A 26,289-nucleotide genomic window follows, 5' to 3' on the forward strand; every position below is an offset into this window, starting at 1 on the left:
TCCGCCCGCCGCGCTCCGGAGGGGGGCGCGGCGGGCGTACGATGGCGGGCGGCCTGTGTCGAGACGAAGGGGGATCCTCGAGTGCGGTTTCTGGACGACGTGACGGTGGAGCTGGTCAAGCACAGCGCGTCCGACACCGACGTGCTGTGGGCGGCGCGCGTGTCCACGGCCGGCGAGCAGTCGCTGGCGGAGCTGGAGAAGGACCCCGAGCGGTCCAAGGGGCTGATCAACTATCTGATGCGCGACCGGCACGGCAGCCCGTTCGAGCACAACTCCATGACCTTCTTCGTCAGCGCGCCGATCTTCGTCTTCCGCGAGTTCCAGCGCCACCGGGTGGGCTGGTCCTACAACGAGGAGAGCGGCCGCTACCGCGAGCTGCAGCCGTCCTTCTACGTGCCGGGGGAGGACCGCAAGCTGGTGCAGGAGGGCAAGCCGGGCCGCTACGTGTTCGTCGACGGCACCGCCGAGCAGCACAAGCTCGTCACGCAGCGGATGGAGGAGTCCTACCGCCAGTCCTACGCCGCCTACGAGGAGATGCTGGAGGCCGGCATCGCCCGCGAGGTGGCCCGCGCGGTGCTGCCGGTCGGCCTGTTCTCCACCATGTACGCCACCTGCAACGCCCGCTCGCTCATGCACTTCCTGTCGCTGCGCACGCAGCACGAGCAGGCCCGGGTCAAGTCGTTCCCGCAGCGGGAGATCGAGATGGTGGCCGAGCGGATGGAGGCGGTGTGGGCGGAGCTCATGCCCCTGACCCACGCCGCCTTCGTCGCCAACGGCCGCGTCGCCCCGTAGGCGGGCTCAGGCCAGGGCGGGCAGGACGTAGACCTCGGCGCCCGGCGGCAGGGCGCAGTCGAGGCCGCCGAGGCCGCGGGAGTTCTCGCCGCACACGATCATGCTGATGTGGCGGCGGATGCGCCCGTAGTCGTCGCGGATCCGCTCCTCCAGCAGCGGATGGGTGCGGCGCAGCATGTCGAGGGCCGAGCCCAGCGTGGGCGGCGACTCATGGTCGGCGCCCACCGCGAACACCTTCACCTCGGTACGGCCGCTGACCCAGCGCCGCAGCGAGGCGGGCAGCACGAAGACCACCATGGTCACGGACTTGGCCATGGATCACAGCACCGCCGCGCGCACGGTCAGCACGTCGGGCAGGTGCCGGGCGACCGGCTCCCAGGTCTCGCCGGCGTCGCGCGAGCCGTGCACCTCGCCGTCGCGGGTGCCGAAGAACAGCCCGGCCTCGGAGAACGTCATCGCGTCGCGCAGCACGGTCGCGTAGACCGGCCCCTCGGGCAGGCCGCGCTCCAGCGGGCGCCAGGCGCCGCCCGCGTCGTCGCTGCGGTAGAGGCGGTAGCGGTGATCGACGGGCGTGCGGTCCACGTCGGCGTGCAGCGGCAGCACGTACACGCTGTCGGGCTCGGCGGGGTGGGTCACGATCGGGAAGCCGAAGTCCGACGGCAGCGCCGAGCCGATGTCGTGCCAGGTGCCGCCGAAGTCGTCGCTGCGGTAGACGCCGAAGTGGTGCTGCAGGAAGAGGCGGCCGGGCTGGGACGGGTGCATGGCGACCTTGTGCACGCACTGCCCGAACTCGGGGTACTGCTGTCCTTCGGGCAGGAACGGCGCGCGGATGCCCTGGTTGGCGGCCTCCCAGGTGAGGCCGCCGTCGGCGGTGCGGTAGAAGCCGGCGGCCGAGACGGCGATCGCCATCACGCGCGGGTCGGACGGGTGGCAGACGATCGTGTGCAGGCACAGCCCGCCGCCGCCCGGCTGCCATTGCGGGCGGTGCGGGTGCTCCCACAGGCCCTCGACGAGGCTGTAGGTGACGCCGCCGTCCTCGGACCTGAACAGCGCGGCCGGCTCGGCGCCCGCCCAGACCACGCCGGGCTCCGACGGCGACGGGGTGAGCTGCCAGACCCGCGTGAGCGTCGCCCCGGTGTCGTCCGGGAAGGCGACCGGCGGCCGGTCGGCCTCCTGCCAGGTCTTGCCGAGGTCGTCGGAGTAGAGCACCGACGGGCCGAAGTGGCCGTACTCGATGCCCGCGAGCAGGCGGGGGGTCGTGCCGCGGGTGTCGATCGCCACCGCGTGCACCGCGACCGTGGAGAACTGGATCGGCTCGATCTCGAACGCGCTCCCGCCGGAGGAGCGGGCGAGGAACAGGCCCTTGCGGGTGCCGATCGCGAGCATTGCGTCAGTCATGGCATCGCTCCCATGTTCGCTTCCGGCCATCGTGCCACGTGGTTCCCTGCCGTGCGCGGGCACTGGCGAGGACTGGGCGATTTGCCGCACGATTACCCAGGAGGTAATCGAGACACTTCCCGCGAAGCGCTACGGTGCCAGACATGGGAGCCATTGCTATACAAGATGAGACTTTTGGTGATTTGTTGCGCTCGTGGCGGCAGCGGCGCCGGGTGAGCCAGCTCGACCTGGCGATCGAGGCGGACGTCTCCTCCCGGCACGTGAGCTTCCTGGAGACCGGGCGGGCCAAGCCGAGCCGCGAGATGGTCATGCGCCTGGCCGAGGAGCTGGAGGTGCCGCTGCGCCACCGCAACCGGCTGCTGGTCGCCGCCGGCTTCGCGCCGGTGTTCCCCGAGCGCGAGGTGCGCGCGCCGGAGATGGAGTCCGTACGGCTGGCGCTCGACAAGATCCTGGCCGGGCACGAGCCGTACCCGGCGCTGGTCGTGGACGCGAACTGGGACCTGGTGGCCGCCAACGCCGCGGCCGCGATGTTCATGGCGGGCGCGCCGGCGGAGCTGCTGACCGAGCCGGTCAACGTGATGCGGCTGTCGCTGCACCCCGACGCGATGGGCGGCAGGCTGGTCAACCTGCCCGTGGTGCGCGCCCACCTGCTGCACCAGCTGCGCAGGCAGGCCGAGATGTCGGGCAGCGGGCGGCTGGCCGAGCTGCACGACGAGCTCGCCGCCTACACCTACCCGGGCGTGGACCTCAACGTGGTGCGCGCGCCCGGGCCGGCCGACATCCTGATCCCGCTGCGCATCCGGGACGGCGACCGGGTGCTGTCGATGTTCACCACGATCGCCACCTTCGGCACGCCGGTGGACGTGACGGTCTCCGAGCTGGCCATCGAGACGTTCTGGCCGAACGACGAGGAGACCGCCGCCGCCTTCAGGTGACGCTCAGGCGATCCACCCCTCCCCGTGCACCACGTCGCGGTGGATGCGCGACAGCGGCACGCCGTCGCCCTGCAGCCGCCGGACCGTCTCGTTCACCATCGGGGGCGGGCCGCACACGTACACCTCGTGCTCGGCCCAGGAGTGGAAGCGCTGCGTGACCTCGGGCAGCCGCCCGCGCAGCCCGTCGTAGCCCGGCTCGTCCGACACCACCGGCAGCACCCGCAGCCACGGGTACGACGCCTCCATCCTGATCAGGTCGGGCAGGTCGTACAGCTCGCCGGAGGTCCGGGCGCCGTACAGCAGGTGGACGCCGCGGCGGCCGCCGGAGGCGATCACCTGCTCGATGATCGCCTTCAGCGGCGCCAGGCCGGTGCCGCCCGCCACGAACAGCAGGTCGCGCGTGCCCTCGCCGGGCGGCGCCAGCGTGCCCATCGGCGGCCCCAGCATGACGGTGTCGCCGATGCGGGTGTCGCGGTTGAGCGTGGCCGAGACCCAGCCGCCCGGGACCGAGCGCACGTGCAGGCGGACGGTGTTGTCGGGACGCGGCGCGTTGGCGATGCTGAACGTCCGCCACACCCGGGGCCAGCGCGCGGTCTGCACGTTGACGTACTGCCCGGCGGTGAACGGGAGGTGCTGCGTGGGGCGCAGCGTGACGACCGCGATGTCGGGGCGGCGGCGTTCGTGGTCGACGACCTCCGCCAGCCACCACGCGGGTGACACCCCGGCGTCGGCCTCGGCCGACTCGATCATGAGCGTGGCGGCCGCCTCGTAGGCCGCGACCCAGGCGGCCTCGATCTCGGCGGTCCAGACGGCGGCGGCGAAGCGCCGCACGGTGGCCAGCAGAGCCGAGCCGATGGCGCTGTAGTGGTCGGCGACGACGCCGTACTTGCGATGGTCCCTCCCTAGTTGCCCCAGGTATGACGCCATGCTGTCCGGGCTGTCCAGGCTCCACACGATGCGGGTCAGCGCATGGAAGAGCCGGTCCCGCTGCACGTCCATCGAGGGCGGGAACATACCCCTCAGGTGCGGGTTCTCGGCGAACAGGCGGCCGTAGAAGTAGGCGGCCGCCTTGCCGGCCACCGGTTCGATGATGGAGAAGCTCTCTTTGACCAGGCGCGGATTCAACGACATATACCCAACCCGTCCTATTGACCGGAATCGCATTCCGGTCGTGTCGTCCCACCTCCCTGACGGCTCCGGGTGACGAGCGTCCGGAGTACCCCGGCACGTCCGATCGCTCGAAATCCAGTGTTACACCACCTCCTGGACCTCACAACCGATTCACCCCAATGAGGTGCGGATCTGAACTATCCGTAACTGGAGGGTAATTAGCAGCATTCAGCGTCAATGGGATTTAGGCCCGTTAACGTGAATGATAATTCACTTCATATCTCCCCTCCCACGTGCGGCGCGAGAGTGCCGCCGGACCCGGAGAACGTCAGACGGGCAGGAGCGAGGAGATCTGTGGGAGAAGCGACATAGGCGAAATGGAGTGCGCCATGATGGGCCTGTGGCTGCCGCGACCGGCGACGCCACACCGGAGAGAGCGCCCCCTGGAGATCGCCATGTCCCGACCGCTGATTGGCATCACCGCCTACTTCGAAGCCGCCCGCTGGGACGTCTGGGTACGCGAGGCCGTGCTCTCACCGCCGGCCTACGCCAAGGCCGTCGAACGGGCCGGCGGCGCGCCCGTGGTGCTGCCCCCGCTCGCCCCCCACGCGGCCGACGACTACGTACGCGGCCTGCGCGGCGTGGTGCTGACCGGCGGCGTCGAGGTCGCCGCGTCGGCCTACGGGGACGAGCAGGACGAGCGCGCCCCCGCCCCCCAGCCGCAGCGCGACCGCTTCGAGCTCGCCCTGGCCCGAGCGGCCGTGCGGGCCGACGTGCCGGTCCTCGGCATCGCCCGCGGCATGCACGTGCTCAACGTCGCCCAGGGCGGCACCCTCATCCCGTGGCTGCCGGAGATGCTGGAGAGCGACCGCCACGGCGAGGCCGGCGCCCGCCACCGCATCCAGGTCAGCGTCTCCAGCAAGCTCGGCAAGGCGGTCGGCGACCACGTCGAGGTCGTCGCCCCGCACACCCAGTCGGTGCGCCGCCTGGGCACCGGCCTGCTGGCCGTCGCCTGGGCCGAGGACCAGGTCGTCGAGGGCGTCGAGCTGCAGGGCCACCGCTTCGCCGTCGGCGTGCAGTGGCACCCCGAACGCGGCGACGACAACGGCCTGTTCGATGCGCTCGTGGAAGCGGCCCGCTAGGCTTCGGATCATGCCGCTGCACCCCCAGGCGCAGGCTTACGTCGCCGCCTACCCGTCGGACCTCAACACCGACCTGGCCACGCTCGACCTGGAGAAGATCCACGAGCTGCGGGCCGTCGACGGGTTCGCCGAGCAGCGCGGGCCGCTGCCGCAGCTGCCGTTCGTCCGCGACGAGACGGCCGAGGACGTGCCGATCCGCATCTACCGCGCCGACCGGGGCGACGAGCCGCTGCCCGTGCTCGTCTACTTCCACGGCGGCGGCTGGGTGTTCGGCAGCGTCAAGCGCAACGACGCCCTCGGCCGCGACCTCGCCATCCGCACCGGCGCGGTCGTCGTCTCGGTCGACTACCGGCTGGCCCCCGAGCACCCGTTCCCGGCGGCGGCCGACGACGCCTGGACCGTGCTGCGCGACATCTTCGCCCGGCCCGCCTTCTACCAGAGCACCGGCAGCGTGGCGGTGATCGGCGACAGCGCGGGCGGCAACCTGGCCGCCGTGGCCGCCTGGCAGGCCCGCGACGCCGGGCTGCGGCTGGCCCACCAGGTCCTCGTCTACCCGGTCCTCGACGCCGCCCTCGACACCCCCAGCTACCGCGAGTTCGCCAAGGGCTACGGCCTCGACGCCGCCGAGATGGACTGGTACGTGCGGCAGTACGCCGGCGACGCCGACCGCGCCGACCCGCGCCTGGCGCCGCTGCGGCTGGAGTCGGCGGCCGGGCTGCCGCCCGCCACCGTGGTCACGGCGGGCTGCGACGTGCTGCGCGACGAGGGCGAGCGCTACGGCGAACGGCTGGCCGAGGCGGGCGTGCCGGTCGAGGTGCGCCGCTTCGAGGGCGCGGTGCACGGCTTCTTCGGCCTGCCGCGCCTGTTCGACCAGGCCGCCGAGGCGCGCGACTACGTGGCCGGGCGGCTGAGGGAGTTCCTGTGACCTACGAGCGGCTCACCACCGACACGCCCGCCGACGGGGTCCTGCGCGTCACGATCAGCGCGCCCGGCAAGCTCAACGCCGTCGACGCCACCGGCCACCGCGAGCTGGCCGGGATCTGGCGCGACATCGACGGCGACGACTCCGTGCGCGCCGTCGTGGTGCGCGGCGAGGGCGAGGCGTTCTCCGCCGGCGGCGACCTGTCGATGATCGAGGACATGACCCGCGACCACGCCACCCGGATGCGCGTGTTCGCCGAGGCCCGCGACCTCGTCTACAACGTGATCAACTGCTCCAAGCCGATCGTCTCCGCCATTCAGGGCCCCGCCGTCGGCGCCGGGCTCGCCGTCGCCCTGCTGGCCGACATCTCCGTCGCCGGCCGCACCGCGCGCGTCATCGACGGCCACACCCGGCTCGGCGTCGCCGCCGGAGACCACGCCGCGATCGTCTGGCCGCTGCTGTGCGGGCTGGCCAAGGCCAAATACCACCTGCTGCTGTGCGAGCCCGTCACCGGCGAGCAGGCCGAGCGGATGGGCCTGGTCAGCCTCTGCGTCGACGACGACGAGGTGCACGAGACCGCCCTCGGCCTCGCCGTCCGGCTCGCCGCCGGCGCCCAGGAGGCCGTCCGGCTCACCAAGTACGCGCTCAACAACTGGCTGCGCCTGGCCGGGCCGTCCTTCGACGCCTCGCTGGCCATGGAGTTCCTCGGCTTCACCGGCCCCGACGTGGCCGAAGGCGTCCGTGCGCTGCGCGAGAAGCGTCCCCCGTCGTTCGGCTGAACAAGTGGTTTCGCCCCCGCCCCGCGGGTAGGCGGAGAGCGGAGCGGGGCGACAGACCCAGGGCCTGTCTGCCGGGGCCGAGAACGCCGCCCGGGGGGACGAAGCAGCGGCCCGCGAGGGTCAGAAGCCGCGGGGCAGGCCGAGCACCTGGGTCGCGAGGTAGTTGAGCAGGAGCTCCTCGGTCACAGGTGCCACCTTCCCGATCCGGGCGTCGGCCAGGAGCCGGGCCACGGGATACTCCAGCGAGTAGGCCATCCCGCCGTGCGTCTGGAACGCGGCGTCGGCCGCTTCCCAGGCGGCCTGCGACGCGGTCAGCTTGGCGATGTTGGCCTCGGTGCCGCACGGCAGCCGCCGGTCGAACGACCACGCCGCCTTGTAGATCATCAGGCGGGCCAGCTCGATCTTCGCCTTGACCTGGGCCAGCGGGAACGCGATGGCCTGGTTGGCGCCGATCGGCCGGCCGAACACCTCGCGCTGCTTCGCGTAGTCGACCGCGACGCGCAGCGCCACCTCGGCCCCGCCCAGCGCCGAGGCGGCCAGCAGGACGCGCTCGGGGTTGAGGATGTCCCACAGCACGGCCGCGCCCTCGTCCGGCCGCCCCACGACCCGCGAGGCGGGCACCCGCACGCCGTCCAGGAACACCAGGTTGGACGGCGTGGTGTTGGCGCCCATCTTGGGGATCGGCCGGTAGGTGAGCGTTCCCGCCGCGACCGCCTCGGGCACGTTCACCAGGAACACCGTCAGCCCGGCGCTGCGCGGGCGCGCCTCGGCCGCCGGGATCGTCCGGGCGACCAGCAGCATCCAGGTGGCCCGCTGCACCCCGGTGATCCAGATCTTCTGCCCGTTGATCACGTAGTCGCCGCCGTCGCGACGCGCCGACGTCGTGATCGCCAGCGCGTTGGACCCGGCGTCCGGCTCGGTCAGCGCGAAACACGTCTCCACCTCGCCCGTCGCCAGCGACGGCAGCAGCTCCGCCTGCTGCTCGGCGCTGCCGTGACGGCTCAGCGTCAGCGCCCCGAACCCGGGCGTGAGCACGTACGTGAACGCCGACCCGCCCGCCGCGCCCGAGGCCGCGATCGTCTCGGTGGCCACGGCCAGCTCCAGCAGCCCCTGCCCGCCGCCGCCGAACCGCTCCGGCACCGCCAGCCCCAGCCAGCCGCCCTTGGCCAGCTCGTCCCACACCTCCTGCGGCCAGCGCTTGTCGCTCTCGCAGCGCTGCCAGTAGTCCAGGTCGTAGCGGGAGCAGATGGCGGCCACGCCGCTCCGCACGGCCAGCGCGGATTCGGGGAGGGTGAAGTCCATCACATCATCGTAGAAGGAAGTTCTGCCGGCGGGCGAGGGCGCCGCGCGTGGAAGACGAACGCCGGGGGAGCGTTGCGCCACACCGTGCGCCCCGCCACCACCTCCTCGAACCGCTCCGACAGCAGCGACCGGAACCGGCGGGCCGAGCTCATCGGGATCGCGTGGATGTAGGAGAACGTGGTGAACGCCCCCGCCGGGCTCATCGCCGCCGTCACCGCGCCCAGCAGCGCGAGCTGCAGCTCCGTCGGGAAGGCCGCCCACGGCAGCCCGCTCACCACCACGTCCGCCTGCCGCAGGCCGCGCTGCGACAGCAGCCCGGTCAGCTCCGCCGCGTCGCCGTGCACCACGTCCACCGCCGGGAACCGCTCGGCCAGCAGCGCCGCCATCGGCTCGTTCAGCTCCACCGCCAGGTGATGCCCCCGCCCGGCCAGCCGGCGCTGGATCTCCGCCGTGAACGGGCCGGTGCCCGGTCCCAGCTCGACGACGGTGGGCTCGCCGCGCTCGGGCACCGGCGCGCAGACCGCCGAAGCCAGCCGCTGGGAACTGGGCGCGAACGCGCCGATGGTCGCCGGGGCACGCAGGAACTGACCGAGGAACAGTGCGCTGTCGTTGGGCATGCACCGACGGTAAGTGCGAAGATCGTGTACGGGAGTCCGTCATCGGGCCGGGGATCCGGCCAGTAGGAGGAGAAGCCATCCTCCGCCGGGAGGACTGTCCACGAGTGCCACCTGGATACCTTTGACGCATGAGTTGGCGTTGGCGTGGCGCGCCCCTCGACCTGCTCCTCGCCGCCGCCGGAGTCAGCCTCGACCTGCTGATGTCCGGCCAGGCGCGGATCGGCGACCTGCCGCCCGCATACACGGTCGGACCCTTCGCGCTGCTGGTCGGCGCGCCCATGGGGTTCGTGCGGCGCTGTCCGCTGCCCACCGCGCTGTGGTTGTCGGTCGCGCTGATCTGCACCGACCGGCTGGACGCCTTCAGCTCCAACACCGCCCAGGTGCTGCTGCTCGTCGCCGTCGGCGTCACCGCCTACAGCGCCGGCTGGCGATCGGTGATCATGGCGATGGCCGCCAGCGGCGTCGCCACCGGGCTCAACCTCGCCGATCCCGGCATCGCCTTCACCAGCACCTCGCTGATGTACGCCGCGGGCATCACCGTCTTCCCCGTGATCGTCGGCGGCTACCTGCGCGGCTCGATAGGCGAGCTCGAACACCGCGACGTCACCCCCGACGTGCTCCTGGCCGCCGGCGGCGTCGCCCAGACCGTCCTCAGCACCTGGACGAGCTGGCACAGCGGCGGCCACCCCGCCTGGGTCATCGGCCTGTTCGCCGTCGGGGCCGGGCTCGCGCTCGGCGTCGCCAGACGGCTGCCCGGCCTCGTCTTCCTCCTCCAGGGCATCGTGCTCGTCGCCGCCGACAGCTACCTGCCCGAGGTCGTCAACAGCTGCCTGGTGCTCACGCTCATCGCCCTCGGCGTGTTCGCGATGCGGGTCGCCTCCTGGACCTGGACCGTCGTCGCCTACCTGGCCACCTGCCTGCTCGCCGCCATCGCCGTCGTCGGGCCCGGCACCGAGGTCACCGGCTTCCGCGCCGCCGTGCTCTGCGCCCTCGTCATCACCCCCGTCGCCATCGGCCGCTACCTGGGCATGAAACAGGCCGCCGCCGCCGCCGAACGGCTGCGCGTACGGGAGTCCACCCGGCTCACCGTGGCGCAGGTCCGCGCCGACCAGCTCGCCGAACGCGAGCGCATCGCCCGCGACGTGCACGACATCGTCGCCCACCACGTCGGCGCCATGGTGCTGCGGGCCAGCGCCGCCCGCTACACCGCCCCCGACGGGCCCGTCGCCGACGCCCTCACCGACATCCGCGAGACCGGGCACCAGGTGCTGGAGGACCTGCGCGGCCTCATCGACCTGCTGCGCGACCCCGACCGCCAGCCCGACCTGCTCGCCGACCCCGCCGACGTGGTCCGCGAGGCCGCCGAACGGATGTCCGCCGCCGGGCTCCTCGTCGACCTCGACCTCGACCCCGCCACCGACCACACCTCGCTGCTCGCCCGCACCTCCGCGGCCCGCATCGTCCAGGAAGGCCTCACCAACGTGCTCAAACACGCAGGACCCGGCACCGAGGTCCGCGTCCGCGTCCGCGCCGACGGCGACAGCCTCGCCGTCGAGATCCGCAACGGACGCCCGCCCACCGGCATCGAACGGCTGCCCTCCTCCGGGCGCGGTCTGGCGGGCATGCGCGAGCGCGTCAAGACCCTCGGCGGCACCCTCACCGCCGGGCCCGACGAGGACGGCGGCTGGCTCCTGGCGGCCAGCCTGCCCGCCGCCAGGGGCAACGCGTGATCCGCGTCCTCATCGCCGACGACCAGGTGCTCGTCCGCGCCGGCGTGCGGATGCTGCTGCAGGCCAACAGCGACATGGAGGTGGTCGGCGAGGCCGACGACGGCGCCGAGGCCGTCCGCCTGGCCGAACGCCACCTGCCCGACGTCATCCTCATGGACCTGCGCATGCCCCGCGTCGACGGCCTTGAGGCCATCCGCCGCGTCCTGGCCGCCCGGCCGTCCACCCGCATCGTCGTCCTCACCACGTTCGCCGAGGACTCCAACGTGTACGCGGCCCTGCGCGCCGGCGCCGTCGGCTTCCTCGTCAAGGACGACGAGCCCGAACGCATGGTCGACGCCGTCCGCCGCGCCCACGCCGGCGAGCAGCTCCTGGCCCCCTCCGTGCTGCGCCGCGTCGTCGACCGCTTCCTCGACGCCGAGGAGCAGGCCGCCGCCCCCGCTCCGCGCGGCCTCACCGAACGCGAGATCGAGGTGCTCGCCCTCGTCGGCACCGGCCTGTCCAACGCCGAGATCGCCGAGGAGCTGCACGTCGGCGTCACCACCGTCAAGACCCACATCGCCGCCGCGATGGAGAAGCTCGGCCTGCGCAACCGCATCCAGGCCGCCGTCGTCGCGCACCGCGCCGGCCTCGTCGACGCCTCCTTCCGCACCGTCCGTCCGCCGCGTGGCGGACCGGCGGGTAGCCCGTCAGGCTGACGACCGGGGGAGGGGGCGGGCGCGATCCTTCTGCTCTCACCACCGACGGAAGGATCGCCATGTCCGACTCCACCTACGACACGACCACGCGCGCGGGCGCCCGCCCCGGACCGGCCCCCACGGGCGGCCGGGTGTCCCCGGGACTCCTGTACGCGCTCCGCGTGGCCGTCGTCGCCCAGGCGGCGTCGCTGCTGGTCGCCGCCTCCCTGGCGGGCCAGGCGGTCGCCTCGGACGGCGCCATGGCCGAGGCGCACGTGATGGCCGGGCTCGCCGTCCACCTCGTCGCGCTCGTCCAGATCGTCCTGGCCGTGCTCGTCTGGCGGCCCGGCCGGGGCGCCGGCTGGCCCGCCCTGGCCAGCGTCGCCCTGTTCGTCGTCGGGATGGGGCAGCACTTCACCTGGCTGTGGCTGGGCGCCCACCTGCCCAGCGGCGTGGTCCTGTTCGGCCTCGTCACCGCGATGCTGCTGTGGTCCTGGTCCCCCACCGCCTCCCGCCGCCGCTAGCACCCCGGGTTCCGGGGTCGGGGTGTCTTCCCGGCCGGCCCGCCAGGGTCCGGGCGTCTGCCCGCCGGCCCGTCAAGGTTTGGGGTGTCTCCCCTCCTCTCCGCTAGGGTTTGGGGTGTGTATGTGAAGATCTGCGGTCTCAGTGAGCCCGAGCACGTGGCCACCGCGGTCGAGGCCGGCGCCGACGCGATCGGCTTCGTGCTCACCCGCAGCCCGCGCCAGGTCACCCCGGAGCGGGCCGCCGAGCTGGCCGCCCTGGTGCCGGAGCACGTGCTGACCGTCGGCGTCTTCCGCGGCGAGGACCCCGCCACCGTGCGGGCCGCCGCCCTCACCGCCGGTGTCCGCGCCATCCAGCTGCACGGCCGCCACCCGCACGGCGACTTCACCGCGCTCAAGGACCTCGGCCTGACGCTCGTCCGCGCCGTCGACGCCAGCGCCGACCTGCGCTGCGGCGCCTTCGACGAGAGCATGCTCATCGTCGACGCGCCCCGGCCGGGCTCCGGTGAGCCCTGGGACTGGGCCGCCGTCCGCGACCGCCCCTCGGGCCACTGGCTCCTCGCGGGCGGCCTCGACCCGGCCAACGTCGCCGAGGCCGTCGCCGCCGCCCGCCCCTGGGGCGTGGACGTCTCCAGCGGCGTCGAGACCGCCCCGGGCGTGAAGGACTCCGCCCTCATCGAGGCGTTCCTCGCGGCCTCCCGCGCCGCCGCCTGACCACCCTGAGCAACCCCGAGCGCCCCGAGTGCCCTCGGGGCCAACGGGTCACGCCAGAGCCGTCCCGGAGCGCGTACGGGCGTCCGGGTTTCCTGCCGCCTGCCCCGGATCCCCGGGAGGGCCGGACGTTCGACGACCGAGTGACGGAGGGGCCGGACATGGGCCGAGAGGACGTGGAGCTGCGGCGGGCGCTGGAGTTCGTGCGGGGGTTCGCGCGGCGGCGGGCGCCGCGGGTCGTGGACGTGCCCGGCGGGTTCGCGGTGCTCGACGACCGCTACCCGGGCTCGTACGACGACAACAAGCTCGTCGTGTGGGCCGGTGACGACCCCGGCGTGGTGCTGGAGGCGGCGGAGCGGGTGCTCGGCGGGAGGGAGCACCGGCAGGTCAACGTGGACGACGACGCGCTCGGCGCGGCCTTCGCGCCCACGTTCGCGGCGGCCGGGTACGAGCACGAGGAGACCCTCGTGATGGTCTTCCGCGGAGCCCCGCCGGCCGGGCCGCCCGAGGCCGAGCGCCTGGAGGTGGCCGAGCTGCTGCCGGTGGTGCGGGAGAGCTGGCGCGCGACGCTGCCGGAGGCGTCCGAGGAGGTCGTCGACGGGCTGGCGCGGCGGATCGAGACCCGGCTGCGGGGCGCCGACCGGGTGGGGTTCCGGGGCGTACGGGCGGCGGACGGCGGCCTGGCCGCGTACGCCGACCTGTACGCGCACGAGGGCGTCGCGCAGATCGAGAGCCTGGTCACCCTGGCCCGGCACCGGGGCAACGGCCACGCCCGCGCCCTCATGCGCTCGCTGCTGGCCGAGACGGCGGGGGCTGACCTGGTCTTCCTGCTGGCCGACGCCGCCGACTGGCCCAAGGACTTCTACGCCCGCCTCGGCTTCGAGACGACCGGACGCACGCACTCCTTCCTGAAGACCCCGTAGCGGCGCCCCCGGCCCCGCAACGCCCCTCCGACCGTCCACCCTCCGACCGTCCACCCTCCGACCGTCCACCCTCCGGCTGGGAAATCGGAGGGTGCGTCCGCCCGCACCTGTCGCCCCTGAGCCGCCGAGCGTGCCGTCCGCCGGGGGTGACCCGGAGGTGGGGGAATCGGGGGATGCGGCCGCCCCACCCCCTGTCGGCCCTGAGCCGCCGTCCGGCCGTCGCCGGGGGCGACCCTGAGGTGGGGAATCGGGGGATCGGGGGCCGCTGGGCAGGAAGTTTGACGCAGTAGGGTCTGGGGCGTGAGTGAAACTTCCGCCGAGGACCGAATCTGGACGGTTCCGAACCTGCTGAGCTTCCTGCGCCTCCTCGGCGTGCCCGTGTTCCTCTGGCTGGTTCTGGGCCCGAAGGCGGACGGGTGGGCCATCGCGATCCTGGCGGTGGCCGGCTTCACCGACTGGCTCGACGGCAAGATCGCCCGGGCGTTCAACCAGACCAGCAAGCTGGGCCGGATCATCGACCCGGCGGCCGACAAGCTCTACGTGTTCGCGACGATCCTGGCGCTGCTCGTGCGGGAGGTCATCCCGTGGTGGCTGGCGGCCGTGATCCTGGCGCGGGAACTCTTCGTCGCGTGTTTCATCCCCGTACTTCGCAAACATGGCTATAAGGCACTTCAAGTGCATTTTCTGGGCAAGGCAGCCATGTTCAACCTCATGTACGCCTTCCCTCTGCTCTTCCTTGCCTCCCATGACGGGTGGTATGCCGATATAACCCGCATTGTCGGGTGGGCGTTCGCGCTCTGGGGAACGGGCCTGTACTGGTGGGCAGGCGTGTTGTATGTGATACAGGTGCGCCGGCTCGTAACCGCGACCACGAAGGAGTGATCGGGTGAAGGCGGTCGTCATGGCGGGCGGTGAGGGCACCCGGTTGCGTCCGATGACGGCCAACCAGCCCAAACCCCTGCTTCCCGTGGTCAACCGCCCGATCATGGAGCACGTCCTGCGGCTGCTCAAGCGGCACGGCGTCACCGAGACCGTGGTGACGGTCCAGTTCCTGGCGGCGCTCGTGCGCAACTACTTCGGCGACGGCGACGAGCTCGGGATGAGCCTGCAGTACGCCACCGAGGACGTGCCGCTCGGCACGGCGGGCAGCGTGAAGAACGCCGCTGCCCGGTTACATGACGATCGTTTCCTGGTCATCTCCGGCGACGCCCTGACGGATATCGACTTATCCGACATGGTCCGCTTTCATCGCGAAACTTCGGCACTTGTCACCATCGGCTTGAAGCGCGTCCCGAACCCCCTCGAGTTCGGCATCATCATCGTCGACGAGTCCGGCCGGGTGCAGCGCTTCCTGGAGAAGCCCACCTGGGGCCAGGTCTTCTCCGACACCGTCAACACCGGCGTCTACGTCATGGAGCCCGAGGTCCTGGCGCACGTGGCCGCCGGCGAGCCCGTCGACTGGTCGGGCGACGTCTTCCCCCGCCTCCTGGAGCGCGGCGCCCCCATCTACGGCTACGTGGCCGCCGGCTACTGGGAGGACGTCGGCACCCACGAGAGCTACCTCAAGGCCCACGCCGACGCCCTGACCGGCAAGGTCAGGCTGGACATCGGCGGCTTCGAGGTCTCGCCCGGCGTCTGGGTGGCCGCCTCCGCCTCCGTCGAGCCCGACGCCGTGCTCAAGGGCCCGCTGTTCATCGGCGAGTACGCCAAGGTCGAGGCGGGCGCCGAGCTGCGCGAGTACACGGTCCTGGGCAACAACGTGGTGGTGCGCGAGGGCGCGTTCCTGCACCGGGCGATCGTGCACGACAACGTCTACCTCGGCCCCGGCACCCACCTGCGCGGCTGCGTGATCGGCAAGAGCACCGACGTGATGAGCGGCGCCCGGATCGAGGAGAACGCGGTCGTCGGCGACGAGTGCGTCATCGAGCCCGAGGCGTACGTCTCCAGCGGGGTGCGGGTCTACCCGTTCAAGACCATCGAGGCGGGCGCGGTCGTCAACACGAGCGTCATCTGGGAGTCGCGCGGCCAGCGCAGCCTGTTCGGGCCGCGCGGCGTCAGCGGGCTGGTCAACGTGGAGATCACCCCCGAGCTGTGCGTGCGGCTGGCCAGCGCGTACGCGACCACGCTGAGCAAGGGCGCGAACGTCGTCACCTCGCGCGACTCCTCGCTGGCCGCGCGGGCGCTGAAGCGGGCGGTGATCGGCGCGCTGACCGCCAGCGCCATCAACGTGCTGGACCTGGAGGCCGCCCCGCTGCCCGTGGCCCGCTTCCACGCCACCCGGGGCACGGCGGCGGGCGGCATCGCGCTCCGCACGACGGCCGGCGACCCGCAGAGCGTCGACATCGTCATCATGGACGACCGGGGCGCCGACCTGCCCCCGGCCGCTCAGCGCAAGCTGGAGCGGGTCTTCTCCCGGCAGGAGTTCCGCCGCGCCTTCCCCGGCGAGATCGCCGAGCTCACCTACCCGGCCAGGGCCGTCGAGGACTACGCGCACGAGCTGCTGCGCCGGGTGGACATGACGGGCGTACGGGACATGAAGGTGGTCGTCGACTGCGCGGGCGGCACTTCGTCGCTGGTGCTGCCCCGGCTGCTGGGCCGGGCCGGGATCGAGGTGCTGACGGTCAACGCCGTCCTGGACGACCTGTCGCCCACGGAGACGATCGCCGAGCGCCGCCGTGACCTGCAACGCCTCTCCGAGCTCGTCAGCTCCTCCAGGGCGGCCTTCGGGGTCCGCTTCGACCCCGTGGGGGAGCGCATCGCGCTGGTGGACGAGATGGGCCAGCTCATCGGCGAGGAGCGGGCCCTGCTCGTGGTTCTCGACCTGGTGGCCGCCGAGCGGCGCGGCGGGCGGGTGGCGCTGCCCGTCACCACCACCCGCGTCGCCGAGCAGGTGTGCCGCTTCCACGGCGTCGAGGTGGAGTGGACCTCGACCGCCGTGGACGCCCTCACCTCGGCCGCCGCCGGGCCCGGCATGATCTTCGCGGCCGACGGCCGGGGCGGCTTCGTGGTGCCGGAGTTCAGCCCGGCGCTCGACGGCCTGGCCGTGTTCATGCGCCTGCTCGGCCTGGTCGCGCGCACCCGGCTCTCGCTCAGCCAGATCGACGCCCGCATCCCCGAGGTCAACCTGCTCAGGCGGGCGATCCCGACGCAGTGGGCCGTCAAGGGCGCGGTCATGCGCTCGGTCATCGAGGCCGCCGAGGCCGTCCGCGACGGCCACCGCGTCGACACCACCGACGGCGTGCGGGTGGCGGGGGAGGACGGGAGCTGGGTGCTCATCCTGCCCGCGGCCACCGAGCCGGTCACCCACCTGTGGGCCGAGGCGGCCGACGTCGACACCGCGCAGCTCCTCCTGGAGCGCTGGGCGCGCGTGGTGGAGCGGGCGAGCACCTGATCCCGGTGATTTGTCGGGATGGCGGGCAAGATCGTAATGTTGGAAAGGCGCGGCGGCATGGACCTTCGGGCGGGGGCGGCGGTAACTTTGTCAGCGTCCAGCCTGTCGTCCAGCGCCCCGCCTTGACCTTTGCCGCTGATCAGCGTAAGTTGCGGCATTCGCAAAATCTTGAGAGCGAAGCGAGGCGCGCCCCGAGCACCGTTGCCGCGTCTTCGCGGTAGGAGGCCGAGCCGATCGATGCCGAGCGTCTACTGCACGCAGTGCGGGCACGCCAACCCCGAGGATGCCCGTTTCTGTTCCCGTTGTGGGTCACCGTTGACCAGACCCGAGGTCTCAGGGGATACCACATCGACGATCTCCGTCGCGGGAATAGAGGCGTACGAGGCAGAGACCGGTGACATGCTGCTGGCCGAGCGGGCGCTGGTCGAGCAGCTTCCGCCCGGCACGGCGCTGCTGACCGTGACCAGGGGGCCCAACCAGGGCAGCCGTTTCAAACTCGACAAGGACCTCACCACCACCGGCCGCCATCCGGAGAGTGACATCTTCCTCGACGACATCACGGTCTCGCGCCGCCACGTCGAGTTCTACCGCCATCGCGGCGGCCAGTTCTCGGTGCGCGACGTGGGCAGCCTCAACGGCACCTACGTCAACCGCGAGCGCATCGAGGAGGTTCCGCTCCATTCAGGCGACGAGGTGCAGATCGGCAAGTTCCGGCTCCTGTTCCTGATGCGGACACCCGCCGGCACATGAGTTCGCAGGCGGCACGCTCGCACATGAGCATCGGGGAGGTGCTCGCCCTGCTGCAGGGCGAGTTCCCCGACGTCACCGTCTCCAAGATCCGGTTCCTGGAGGGCGAAGGGCTCATCGAGCCCGAGCGCACCCCGTCCGGCTTCCGCAAGTTCACCCACCTGCACGTCGAGCAGCTGCGCTACATCCTCACCGAGCAGCGCGACCACTACCTGCCGCTGCGGGTGATCAAGGACAAGATGGCGGAGGGCTTCGGCCGCCCGCGCGCCCTCCAGGACAAGCAGGAGGTCCGGCTCAGCCGCGCCGAGCTGCTGGAGGCCGCCGGGATCGACGAGGAGACGCTCACCGAGCTGGAGGACTACGGCCTGCTCGCGGCCAAGGCCAGGCGCTACGACGAGGACGCGCTGAAGGTGGCCCGCAGCGTCGGCGCGCTGGCCAAATTCGGCCTGCACGCCCGCCATCTGCGGGCGGTCCGGGCGGCGGCCGAGCGCGAGGCGGGGCTGGTGGAGCAGACGGTGGCGCCGATCCTGAAACGGCGGGCGCCCGGCGCGATCGGGGAGGCCGACGAGACGGCCAGGGAGCTGTCGGCTCTGCTGCTCGACCTGCACGCGGCGCTGCTGCGCACGGGTGTGCGGAGCGTTCTGGGGCGATGAGCGGCCCGCGGGACATTCAGGGCTCCCCGGGTGTTACGTTGAATTGCAGAAGCGGACCAGCGATGACCTGTGCCGGGCCACCGGCCAGTCGAATATGGAGCAGCCCGTGTTGCAGATGGAGGTCGTGGGCGTTCGCGTAGAAATGCCTACAAATCAACCGATCGTCTTGCTCAAGGAGGCACACGGGGAGCGGTTCCTGCCGATCTGGATCGGCATGACCGAAGCGACGGCCATCGCCCTGGCCCAGGCGGAGGAGCCTCCCCCGCGGCCGCTGACCCATGACCTGTTCCGGGACGTGCTGAGCGCGCTCGGCGTGGGCCTGCGCGCGGTCAACATCGTCGCGCTGCGTGACGGCATCTTCTTCGCCGACCTCGTGTTCTCCAACGGGGTGGAGGTGAGCGCCCGGCCGTCCGACTCGATCGCGCTCGCCCTGCGCACCGGGGCCCGCATCTTCGCCAGCGAGGAGGTGGTCCAGGAGGCCGGCGTGATCATCCCGGACGACCAGGAGGACGAGGTGGAGAAGTTCAGGGAGTTCCTTGACACGATCTCTCCCGAGGACTTCGGCAGGGCGGGGTAGGTATTTCAGTGCATTTACGCTTCACGACGCGCCGAGCCGGATCGTTGACTGAGCATGGTCACGGTCCTACGGTGCAAGTGAAACCCGCGGTCGCCTTTTACGAACCCCCAGATCAGGCCGCGGGATGAGAGAAAGCCGGAGGTCCGCGTGGCGGTCAGCAGCGGCGAGGGAAAGACGGCCGGCCAGGAAGATCCGGTGCGGCGCGAGAGCGCGCGGCAGCGTGCCGGGGAGCAGGGTCTGCTCTTCGACGAGCAGCCCGCCACGCTTCCCGACGACATCGGATACCGCGGGCCGACGGCCTGCGCGGCGGCCGGCATCACCTACAGGCAGCTTGACTACTGGGCGCGCACCGGACTGGTGGAGCCCACGATAAGAGCCGCCCAGGGCTCGGGATCGCAGCGGCTCTACAGCTTCCGCGACATCCTGGTCCTCAAGGTCGTCAAGCGGTTGCTCGACACGGGAGTCTCGCTCCAGCAGATCCGCACCGCCGTGCAGCATCTGCGTGACCGCGGGGTCGCCGACCTCGCGCAGATCACGCTGATGAGCGACGGGGTCAGCGTCTACGAGTGCACCTCGGCCGACGAGGTGATCGACCTGCTCCAGGGCGGTCAGGGCGTGTTCGGCATCGCGCTCGGCCGGGTCTGGCGCGAGGTCGAGGGCTCCCTCGCGGAGCTGCCGGGGGAACGCGCGGCGGTCGCGGACACCGTCCCGGCCGAACATCCCGCTGACGAGCTGGCCCGGCGGCGCCGCGCACGGCGCACAGGGTGACCACGACGCACAGGTGACCACCGCGCACAGGTGACCGCGACGTACAGGTGACCACCGCGCACAGGGCGGCGGGGAACACGGGGCGACGGGGAACACCGGGTGACGGGAATCACCGGGTGACGGGGAGCGACTCTCCCGGCGTGCGCATCAGGCCGCCTGCGGTGGGGTTGCCGGACAAGGCGTAGTAATCTGGGACATGCTGTCGACCCCGTGCGGGAGAGACCCCGGCTGGCCCGGGGCGCCGAAGGAGCAACCCTCCCCGGAATCTCTCAGGCATCCCGTACCGCTCGGGTGAGGCAACTCTGGAAAGCAGGTGCGCCCGCCAGGCGCGCTTCACCGACGGTGCAAGCCCCGCCGGGGCGAAGCTCTCAGGTCGCGATGACTAGCGCGCGGTGACAGAGGGGGAGATCCGGCATTCGCCCGCGCCCAGCGCCGGTCTCCAAAGCCTCGGGAGGCATCTCCATGACAGATCTGTCAGCACCGCCGTTCTCGGCCCGGCACATCGGCCCGTCCGCGGCCGAGCAGCAGCGCATGCTCGAGGCCGTCGGCTTCGAATCGGTGGCGGACCTGGTCGCCGTCGCCGTCCCCGAGTCCATCAGGGCCAAGGACCGGCTCAAGCTGCCCGCCGCCGCGAGCGAGACCGAGGCGATCGCCGAGCTGCGCGCCCTGGCCGGCCGCAACCGCGTCCTCACCTCGATGATCGGCCTGGGCTACCACGACACGGTCACGCCCGCCGTCATCCGCCGCAACCTGCTGGAGAACCCGGGCTGGTACACCGCCTACACGCCCTACCAGCCGGAGATCTCGCAGGGCCGGCTGGAGGCGCTGCTCAACTTCCAGACCGTGGTGTCCGACCTCACCGGCCTCCCCGTCGCGGGCGCGTCCCTGCTGGACGAGGCCACCGCCGCGGCCGAGGCCATGACGCTGGCCCGGCGCGCCGGCAAGGCGAAGAGCGACGTGTTCGTCGTCGACGCCGACGCCCTCCCGCAGACCAAGGCGGTGCTGGCCACCCGCGCCGAGCCGCTCGGCATCACGCTCGTGGAGAGCGACCTGGAGGGCGAGCTGCCCGAGTGCTTCGGCGTGCTCGTGCAGTACCCCGGCGCCTCCGGCCGGCTGCGCGACTTCCGCGCCGTGGCCGGGCGGGCGCACGAGGCGGGCGCGCTCGTCGTGGCCGCCGCCGACCTGCTCGCGCTCACCCTGCTCGCCGCCCCCGGCGAGCTCGGCGCCGACATCGCGATCGGCTCCTCGCAGCGGTTCGGCGTGCCGTTCGGCTTCGGCGGCCCGCACGCCGCCTACATGTCCGTACGCGACGGGCTGCAGCGGCAGATGCCCGGCCGCCTCGTTGGGGTGTCGGTCGACGCCGACGGCGACCCCGCCTACCGGCTGGCCCTGCAGACCCGCGAGCAGCACATCCGCCGCGAGAAGGCCACCAGCAACATCTGCACCGCCCAGGTGCTCCTCGCCGTGATCGCCGGCATGTACGCCGTCTACCACGGCCCCGACGGGCTGCGCCGCATCGCCGCCCGCGTCCACCGCCACGCCGCCACCCTGGCCGAGGGGCTGCGCCGGGGCGGCGTCGAGGTGGTGCACGGCGAGTTCTTCGACACCGTGCTCGCCCGCGTGCCCGGCCGCGCCGCCGAGGTCGTCGCCGCCGCCGCCGAGCGCGGCGTCAACCTGTGGCAGGCCGGCGACGACCACGTCTCGATCTCCTGCGACGAGAAGACCGGCGCCGCCGAGCTGGCCGCCGTCTGGGCGGCGTTCGGCGTCGAGCCCGCCGGGGAGGCCGCCGACGCGCTGCCCGCCGCCCTGCTGCGCGAGTCCGACTACCTGACCCACCCGGTCTTCCACGAGCACCGCTCCGAGACCGCGATGCTGCGCTACCTGCGCAAGCTCCAGGACAAGGACATCGCGCTCGACCGCTCCATGATCCCGCTCGGCTCCTGCACGATGAAGCTGAACGCGACCACCGAGATGGAGTCCATCACCTGGCCTGAGTTCGCCGCGATCCACCCGTACGCGCCCGAGGCCCAGGCCGCCGGCTACCGCGAGCTGATCGAGACGCTGGAGGGCTGGCTGGCCGAGGTCACCGGCTACGACGCCGTCTCCATCCAGCCGAACGCCGGCTCCCAGGGCGAGTTCGCCGGACTGCTGGCCATCCGCGCCTACCACCGGGCCAACGGCGACACCGAGCGCGACGTCTGCCTCATCCCGTCCTCGGCGCACGGCACCAACGCCGCCAGCGCCGTCATGGCCGGCATGCGGGTCGTCGTCGTGGCCTGTGACGACGACGGCAACGTCGACCTCGCCGACCTCGACGCCAAGATCGGCAAGCACCGCGACCGGCTCGCCGCGATCATGGTCACCTACCCGTCCACGCACGGCGTGTACGAGGAGAGCATCACCGAGGTGTGCGCCAAGGTGCACGAGGCCGGCGGCCAGGTGTACGTCGACGGCGCCAACCTCAACGCGCTCGTCGGCCTGGCCAAGCCGGGCGAGTTCGGCGCCGACGTGTCCCACCTCAACCTGCACAAGACGTTCTGCATCCCGCACGGCGGTGGCGGCCCCGGCGTCGGCCCCGTCGCGGTCCGCGGCCACCTGGCCGCCTACCTGCCCGGCCACCCGCTGCGCGACGGCAGCGCCGTCGGCCCCGTCTCCGCCGCCCCCTACGGCTCGGCCGGCATCCTGCCGATCTCGTGGGCCTACGTCCGGATGATGGGCGCCGAGGGCCTGACCGCCGCCACCGAGCAGGCCATCCTGTCGGCCAACTACCTGGCCAGGCGGCTCGCCCCGCACTACCCCGTCCTCTACACCGGGCGCGGCGGGCTGGTGGCCCACGAGTGCATCGTGGACCTGCGGCAGATCACCAAGGAGACCGGCGTCACCGTCGACGACGTGGCCAAGCGCCTCATCGACTACGGCTTCCACGCGCCGACCATGTCGTTCCCCGTCGCGGGCACGCTCATGATCGAGCCGACCGAGAGCGAGGACCTGAACGAGCTCGACCGGTTCGTCGACGCGATGATCGCCATCCGCGGCGAGATCGCCAAGGTGGCGTCCGGCGACTACGACAAGTCGGACAACCCGCTGCGCAACGCCCCGCACACCGCCGAGGCGGTCACCGCGGACGAGTGGCCGCACCCCTACACCCGGACCGAGGCCGCCTACCCGGTGCCCTCGCTGCGCGACGGCAAGTACTGGGTGCCGGTGCGCCGCATCGACCAGGCGTACGGGGACCGCAACCTGGTGTGCTCGTGCCCGCCGCTGGAGGCGTACGAGGACTGACCGGACCGCTCGGCCGCCCGGAGGACCCCGCCCGCGCAGGGCGGGGTTCTCCGCTTTCCAGGCCGGCTGGGTCAAGTGAGCAGACATGATCGTCAGAAGTGGTTAAGCTCGGTGCGATCGCCGCGCGAAGGAGCTCTCTTGACGTCCTCAGAGCTGCAGACCCCGCCCCTCGACACCGCTCGCCGGCTGGCCGAGCACGGTGACCTCGACGGCGCGGCGGCCATTCTCGCCGACCTCGCCGCCGCCGACGGGCCTGACGCCGCGCAGGCCGCCGTGGGGCTCGCCGTCGTCCTCGACGAGGCGGGCGACGTCGAGGGCGCCCGCGCCGCCGCCCGCGCCGCGCTCGCCACCGGCCATCCCGAGTTCGCCGCCCAGGCGGCCTGCCACCTGGCTCAGGGCTTCGAACGCGAGGGCCGCCTCGGCCAGGCCCGGGGCGCCTGGCAGGCCGTCCTCGGCGTCGGGACGCCCGCGTACGTGCCGCTGGCCCACCTGGCGCTCGCCCGGCTCGCCCTCGACGCCGACGACCCCGACGAGGCCGAGTCCGCCCTGCGCGCCGCCCTCGACACGGCGGGGCCCGCCGACGGTGAGCCGCGCGCCGGGGACGCCCCTGAGGGTGCGACCGACGTGCGGATGCACGCCGTCCAGCAGCTCGCCGACCTGCTCATCGAGCGCGGCGACCCGGGGGAGGCCGCCGACCTGCTGCTCGACGCCCTCCGCGACGCCTCCGGTGACGACGCCGCCCGGCTGCGCGTCCAGCTCGGCATCGCCCACCTGGAGCTCGCGTGCGCGGAGTTCGCGGGCGCGGTCGAGGACGGCGGCGAGGCCCAGACGAGCGCGCTGGCGATCGAGCTGCTGGCCCGCACGCTGCCGCTGCGCGGCCGGGCCGACGACGCCGACCACGTGTGGGCGTACGGCCTGGACCACGAGGACGAGACGCTCGCCTCCGAGGTCCGCCTCCGCTACGACCGCTGACCCGCACCCACAGCGACCGGCAGCGGCGACGCACGGCAGCGGCCGGCGGACGGCCACGGGCGGCCCCGGCATCCGGCAGCCACGAGGGAGCGGCAGCGCCTCCTGCGGCAGGCGGCCCCGCAGGGCGGCGGCCGGGCTCCTGGGGGTGGCTACGTCCCGCAGCGGCGGGGGGCTGGGGCGGTCCCGTGTGGCAGGGCCACGGGGGACGGGGTCAGGGGCGGCGGATGATGGCCGCCGCGGCGGCGACGTTGATGACGACGATGGCGATCCAGGTGATCAGCAGGCCCGCGATGCCCGCGCTGCCGGCCGCGATCGCCGTCAGGGGGATGCCGATGCCCATCGAGCCCAGCGCGACGGGGATGATGCCGGTGCCGCTGGACTTCTGCTTGGGCGGCTTGCGGGGGGCGACGCCCTGATACTGCAGCTCGGCGGCGACGCGGGCGGCGATCGTCGCGTCGATGCGCTCGACCAGCGAGTCGACCAGCGCGGCTTCGTATTCGGGCCCGAGGTCGCGGCGGGCGTCGAGCGTCGCCTGAAGATCTTCGCGCATGGGACTCGTCTCTCGCATGCTGGCCATCCTGCACTCCGGGCGGCGCGCCGTCATCAGACCTGAGAGCCATCTTCGCCTCATCCCCAGGTACGGTGCTGCCATGGAGATCATGACGGCGCGGGGCCCGGCGCGCGTCGAGATCGACGAGGCGGAGCGCGCCCGGGTGCTGCTGGTGCTGACGCACGGGTCGGCTGGGGGAGTCGACGCGCCCGACCTGCTGGCGGTGCGGGACGCGGCGCTGGGGGCGCGGGCGCACGTGGCCCGGGTGACGCAGGCGTTCCGGGTGGCGGGGGCGCGGGCGCCGGGGTCGGCGGAGCGGCAGGACGAGGCGTGGCTGACCGTGCTGGGGGAGCTGCGGGCGCGCTGGCCGGAGCTGCCGCTGGTGCAGGGCGGGCGGAGCAACGGCGCGCGGGTGGCGTGCCGGACCGCGAAGGCGGCGGGGGCGGCGGCGGTGGTGGCGCTGGCGTTCCCGTTGCACCCGCCGGGCAGGCCGGAGCGTTCCAGGGCGGAGGAGCTGCGGGGCGCCGGGGTCGACGTGCTGGTGGTGAACGGGGACCGGGATCCGTTCGGGGTGCCGGAGGCGGCGGACGCGGCGCGGCTGGTGGTGCTGCCCGGGGAGGGGCACGACCTGAAGAAGGACCCCGCCCGGGTGGGTGAGGTGGTGGCCGACTGGGTGAAGCTCTACTGGAGGTAGCCGGGGCCCCGGCCCGTGAGGGGCCGGTGGCCGCATGAGGAGCGTGCGGTCAGGCCGCGCCGACCATGGGTTCGGGCCGGTGCGGGGCGATGGCGGTGCCGCCAGGAAGGAGCTCCCCGGTGTCCTCGAACAGGACGACGCCATTGCAGAGGAGGCTCCACCCCTGCTCGGGGTGCCAGGCCAGGGTGCGTGCGGCCTCGCGGTCGGGCGCCTCGGCAGACGGACAGGCCGGGTCGTGCGGGCACATCGGCGTGCCTCCGATATCTCGTGGGTGGCTCCCGGTGGGGGCGGGAGCGGCTCGGGTATTCGTTTCCAGCAAGTGTGCGACGTATGTCACATGTTCCGACATAGTCCGTTAGGACGGTTGGAGGAGGATGCACTTTGGCGTGTGACCTTCGACACAGCGTGCCTTATGCAGGATAACGGTCCAAGCGAGACACGCACACTACGTTTCCAAGCCTCGGAGCAATGCGTCGAGACCGCGTTCGAAGTCGGCGTCGGCCCGTTCGTCGCGCCGGATCCACTCGTCCGCCTCGGGGTCGGCCCAGCCCGACTGCTGCACCTCGACCGCCACGCTGCCGAACACGAACGCCCGCAGCGACCGTACGGCGTCGGCCGCGTCGGGCAGGCCCGCGTCGGCGAGCTGGGAGATCTGCTCGCCGATCGCCACGGCGGTGCCGCCCTTGGGCGGCTTGGTGAGCGCCAGGGCCAGCACGCCCGGGTGGTCGCGCAGGACCTCCCGGCTGGCTCGGCACCACGCCCTGGCGGTCTCCTGCCAGGTGCCGGCGGGCTCCACCTGGACGGCGGTGACGTGCTCGGCCAGCGCGTCCATCAGCGCCTCCTTGCCGCGGGGCAGGTGGTGGTAGATGGCCATCGCCTCGACCTCCAGGGCGTCGCCCAGGCGGCGCATGGTGAGCCTGCGCAGGCCCTGGGTGTCGGCGATGTGCAGCGCGGCCTCGATGATCCGCTCGCGCGAGAGGGGGACGGGTGGTCGCTTGGCGGGCATGGAGATCATCTTACTATGTAAAGGGCGCCGGCCGGGGGACGTCCGGTTGCCGGGCGTGGCGCCGGACGGCGTACGCTTGTCGCTGGTAAGAGC

27 protein-coding genes and 1 riboswitch are annotated in these 26,289 nt (G+C 72.6%); of the genes, 19 read left to right on the plus strand and 8 right to left on the minus strand.

What is annotated here, in order from left to right; all coding sequences use genetic code 11:
- The first annotated feature begins 81 nt into the window (after nucleotides 1–81).
- On the plus strand, nucleotides 82–792 hold the full coding sequence (thyX, locus tag ACBI99_RS26865; protein ID WP_219510481.1) for an FAD-dependent thymidylate synthase: 711 nt from the start codon (nucleotides 82–84) through the stop codon (nucleotides 790–792).
- A gap of 6 nt (nucleotides 793–798) precedes the next feature.
- Here the strand turns inward: thyX and ACBI99_RS26870 are convergent, their stop codons facing one another.
- A complete protein-coding gene (locus ACBI99_RS26870; protein WP_053174846.1) occupies nucleotides 799–1,107 on the minus strand; it encodes a hypothetical protein in 309 nt (102 codons plus the stop codon).
- A gap of 3 nt (nucleotides 1,108–1,110) precedes the next feature.
- The gene (locus ACBI99_RS26875) at nucleotides 1,111–2,190 is read right to left on the minus strand and encodes an exo-alpha-sialidase (RefSeq protein ID WP_246646165.1); all 1,080 of its coding nucleotides are present in this window, start codon (nucleotides 2,188–2,190) and stop codon (nucleotides 1,111–1,113) included.
- A gap of 143 nt (nucleotides 2,191–2,333) precedes the next feature.
- On the opposite strand from ACBI99_RS26875, the gene ACBI99_RS26880 reads away from it, so the two are divergent.
- The gene (locus tag ACBI99_RS26880) at nucleotides 2,334–3,125 is read left to right on the plus strand and encodes a helix-turn-helix domain-containing protein (RefSeq protein ID WP_375073781.1); all 792 of its coding nucleotides are present in this window, start codon (nucleotides 2,334–2,336) and stop codon (nucleotides 3,123–3,125) included.
- Between the two features lie 3 nt (nucleotides 3,126–3,128).
- Here the strand turns inward: ACBI99_RS26880 and ACBI99_RS26885 are convergent, their stop codons facing one another.
- The gene (locus tag ACBI99_RS26885; protein ID WP_375073782.1) at nucleotides 3,129–4,256 is read right to left on the minus strand and encodes a globin domain-containing protein; all 1,128 of its coding nucleotides are present in this window, start codon (nucleotides 4,254–4,256) and stop codon (nucleotides 3,129–3,131) included.
- A 434-nt stretch (nucleotides 4,257–4,690) separates the two neighbouring features.
- On the opposite strand from ACBI99_RS26885, the gene ACBI99_RS26890 reads away from it, so the two are divergent.
- Genes ACBI99_RS26890 through ACBI99_RS26900 form a run of 3 tightly spaced genes read left to right on the plus strand, consistent with a single transcriptional unit; the run spans nucleotide 4,691 to nucleotide 7,078 of the window.
- Complete coding sequence (locus ACBI99_RS26890; RefSeq protein WP_375073783.1) at nucleotides 4,691–5,377, plus strand: gamma-glutamyl-gamma-aminobutyrate hydrolase family protein; 687 nt, start codon at nucleotides 4,691–4,693, stop codon at nucleotides 5,375–5,377.
- A gap of 10 nt (nucleotides 5,378–5,387) precedes the next feature.
- Nucleotides 5,388–6,302, plus strand: a complete 915-nt coding sequence (locus tag ACBI99_RS26895) for an alpha/beta hydrolase (RefSeq protein WP_219510475.1) — start codon at nucleotides 5,388–5,390, stop codon at nucleotides 6,300–6,302.
- The gene (locus tag ACBI99_RS26900) at nucleotides 6,299–7,078 is read left to right on the plus strand and encodes an enoyl-CoA hydratase/isomerase family protein (protein ID WP_219510474.1); all 780 of its coding nucleotides are present in this window, start codon (nucleotides 6,299–6,301) and stop codon (nucleotides 7,076–7,078) included. The genes ACBI99_RS26895 and ACBI99_RS26900 overlap by 4 nt, the downstream gene beginning before the upstream one ends.
- A 120-nt stretch (nucleotides 7,079–7,198) precedes the next feature.
- Here ACBI99_RS26900 and ACBI99_RS26905 read toward each other — a convergent pair whose 3' ends face one another.
- Together ACBI99_RS26905 and ACBI99_RS26910 are read right to left on the minus strand one after the other, a co-directional pair.
- Nucleotides 7,199–8,380 carry an acyl-CoA dehydrogenase family protein gene (locus ACBI99_RS26905; protein ID WP_219510473.1) on the minus strand — a complete coding sequence of 394 codons (1,182 nt, stop codon included), beginning with the start codon at nucleotides 8,378–8,380 and terminating at the stop codon, nucleotides 7,199–7,201.
- Complete coding sequence (locus tag ACBI99_RS26910) at nucleotides 8,380–8,997, minus strand: class I SAM-dependent methyltransferase (RefSeq protein WP_219510472.1); 618 nt, start codon at nucleotides 8,995–8,997, stop codon at nucleotides 8,380–8,382. The genes ACBI99_RS26905 and ACBI99_RS26910 overlap by 1 nt, the downstream gene beginning before the upstream one ends.
- Before the next feature lie 128 nt (nucleotides 8,998–9,125).
- On the opposite strand from ACBI99_RS26910, the gene ACBI99_RS26915 reads away from it, so the two are divergent.
- The 13 genes from ACBI99_RS26915 to ACBI99_RS26975 all read left to right on the plus strand — a co-directional run bounded on the left by ACBI99_RS26915 (nucleotide 9,126) and on the right by ACBI99_RS26975 (nucleotide 23,946).
- Nucleotides 9,126–10,727 (plus strand): histidine kinase, encoded by a 1,602-nt coding sequence (locus tag ACBI99_RS26915; protein ID WP_246646164.1) that lies wholly within the window; start codon nucleotides 9,126–9,128, stop codon nucleotides 10,725–10,727.
- Complete coding sequence (locus tag ACBI99_RS26920) at nucleotides 10,724–11,422, plus strand: response regulator transcription factor (RefSeq protein WP_219510471.1); 699 nt, start codon at nucleotides 10,724–10,726, stop codon at nucleotides 11,420–11,422. The genes ACBI99_RS26915 and ACBI99_RS26920 overlap by 4 nt, the downstream gene beginning before the upstream one ends.
- Before the next feature lie 59 nt (nucleotides 11,423–11,481).
- On the plus strand, nucleotides 11,482–11,925 hold the full coding sequence (locus ACBI99_RS26925) for a hypothetical protein (protein ID WP_246646163.1): 444 nt from the start codon (nucleotides 11,482–11,484) through the stop codon (nucleotides 11,923–11,925).
- 117 nt (nucleotides 11,926–12,042) lie between these two features.
- On the plus strand, nucleotides 12,043–12,636 hold the full coding sequence (locus ACBI99_RS26930; RefSeq protein ID WP_219510470.1) for a phosphoribosylanthranilate isomerase: 594 nt from the start codon (nucleotides 12,043–12,045) through the stop codon (nucleotides 12,634–12,636).
- Nucleotides 12,637–12,794: 158 nt separating this feature from the next.
- Entirely contained in the window at nucleotides 12,795–13,556 is a 762-nt protein-coding gene (locus ACBI99_RS26935) for a GNAT family N-acetyltransferase (RefSeq protein ID WP_375073784.1), read from the plus strand.
- A 300-nt stretch (nucleotides 13,557–13,856) separates the two neighbouring features.
- Nucleotides 13,857–14,438: a CDP-alcohol phosphatidyltransferase family protein gene (locus ACBI99_RS26940; RefSeq protein WP_219510468.1), complete on the plus strand. Its 582-nt coding sequence runs from the start codon at nucleotides 13,857–13,859 to the stop codon at nucleotides 14,436–14,438.
- Nucleotides 14,439–14,442: 4 nt separating this feature from the next.
- The gene (locus tag ACBI99_RS26945) at nucleotides 14,443–16,947 is read left to right on the plus strand and encodes a sugar phosphate nucleotidyltransferase (RefSeq protein ID WP_375073785.1); all 2,505 of its coding nucleotides are present in this window, start codon (nucleotides 14,443–14,445) and stop codon (nucleotides 16,945–16,947) included.
- 237 nt (nucleotides 16,948–17,184) lie between these two features.
- A complete protein-coding gene (locus ACBI99_RS26950) occupies nucleotides 17,185–17,697 on the plus strand; it encodes an FHA domain-containing protein (RefSeq protein WP_219510466.1) in 513 nt (170 codons plus the stop codon).
- Nucleotides 17,698–17,720: 23 nt separating this feature from the next.
- Nucleotides 17,721–18,347: a MerR family transcriptional regulator gene (locus ACBI99_RS26955; RefSeq protein ID WP_246646162.1), complete on the plus strand. Its 627-nt coding sequence runs from the start codon at nucleotides 17,721–17,723 to the stop codon at nucleotides 18,345–18,347.
- 106 nt (nucleotides 18,348–18,453) lie between these two features.
- On the plus strand, nucleotides 18,454–18,924 hold the full coding sequence (locus ACBI99_RS26960) for a bifunctional nuclease family protein (RefSeq protein ID WP_082310546.1): 471 nt from the start codon (nucleotides 18,454–18,456) through the stop codon (nucleotides 18,922–18,924).
- A gap of 147 nt (nucleotides 18,925–19,071) precedes the next feature.
- Complete coding sequence (locus tag ACBI99_RS26965) at nucleotides 19,072–19,692, plus strand: MerR family transcriptional regulator (protein WP_357591681.1); 621 nt, start codon at nucleotides 19,072–19,074, stop codon at nucleotides 19,690–19,692.
- A 203-nt stretch (nucleotides 19,693–19,895) separates the two neighbouring features.
- A riboswitch (glycine riboswitch) is annotated at nucleotides 19,896–19,988 on the plus strand.
- 166 nt (nucleotides 19,989–20,154) lie between these two features.
- The gene (gene gcvP, locus ACBI99_RS26970) at nucleotides 20,155–22,974 is read left to right on the plus strand and encodes an aminomethyl-transferring glycine dehydrogenase (RefSeq protein ID WP_375073786.1); all 2,820 of its coding nucleotides are present in this window, start codon (nucleotides 20,155–20,157) and stop codon (nucleotides 22,972–22,974) included.
- 138 nt (nucleotides 22,975–23,112) lie between these two features.
- Nucleotides 23,113–23,946: a tetratricopeptide repeat protein gene (locus ACBI99_RS26975; protein WP_219510461.1), complete on the plus strand. Its 834-nt coding sequence runs from the start codon at nucleotides 23,113–23,115 to the stop codon at nucleotides 23,944–23,946.
- 211 nt (nucleotides 23,947–24,157) lie between these two features.
- Here the strand turns inward: ACBI99_RS26975 and ACBI99_RS26980 are convergent, their stop codons facing one another.
- On the minus strand, nucleotides 24,158–24,514 hold the full coding sequence (locus ACBI99_RS26980; protein ID WP_219510459.1) for a hypothetical protein: 357 nt from the start codon (nucleotides 24,512–24,514) through the stop codon (nucleotides 24,158–24,160).
- Nucleotides 24,515–24,596: 82 nt separating this feature from the next.
- Here ACBI99_RS26980 and ACBI99_RS26985 point away from each other — a divergent pair, with 82 nt between their 5' ends.
- Nucleotides 24,597–25,190 (plus strand): alpha/beta family hydrolase, encoded by a 594-nt coding sequence (locus tag ACBI99_RS26985; protein WP_219510458.1) that lies wholly within the window; start codon nucleotides 24,597–24,599, stop codon nucleotides 25,188–25,190.
- Between the two features lie 49 nt (nucleotides 25,191–25,239).
- Here the strand turns inward: ACBI99_RS26985 and ACBI99_RS26990 are convergent, their stop codons facing one another.
- Both ACBI99_RS26990 and ACBI99_RS26995 read right to left on the minus strand, forming a co-directional pair.
- The gene (locus ACBI99_RS26990; protein ID WP_219510457.1) at nucleotides 25,240–25,437 is read right to left on the minus strand and encodes a DUF5999 family protein; all 198 of its coding nucleotides are present in this window, start codon (nucleotides 25,435–25,437) and stop codon (nucleotides 25,240–25,242) included.
- 198 nt (nucleotides 25,438–25,635) lie between these two features.
- Nucleotides 25,636–26,196: a TetR/AcrR family transcriptional regulator C-terminal domain-containing protein gene (locus ACBI99_RS26995; protein WP_219510456.1), complete on the minus strand. Its 561-nt coding sequence runs from the start codon at nucleotides 26,194–26,196 to the stop codon at nucleotides 25,636–25,638.
- Nucleotides 26,197–26,289: the final 93 nt, after the last annotated feature.

Source organism: Nonomuraea sp. ATR24, assembly GCF_041950485.1.
GTDB lineage: Bacteria > Actinomycetota > Actinomycetes > Streptosporangiales > Streptosporangiaceae > Nonomuraea > Nonomuraea ceibae.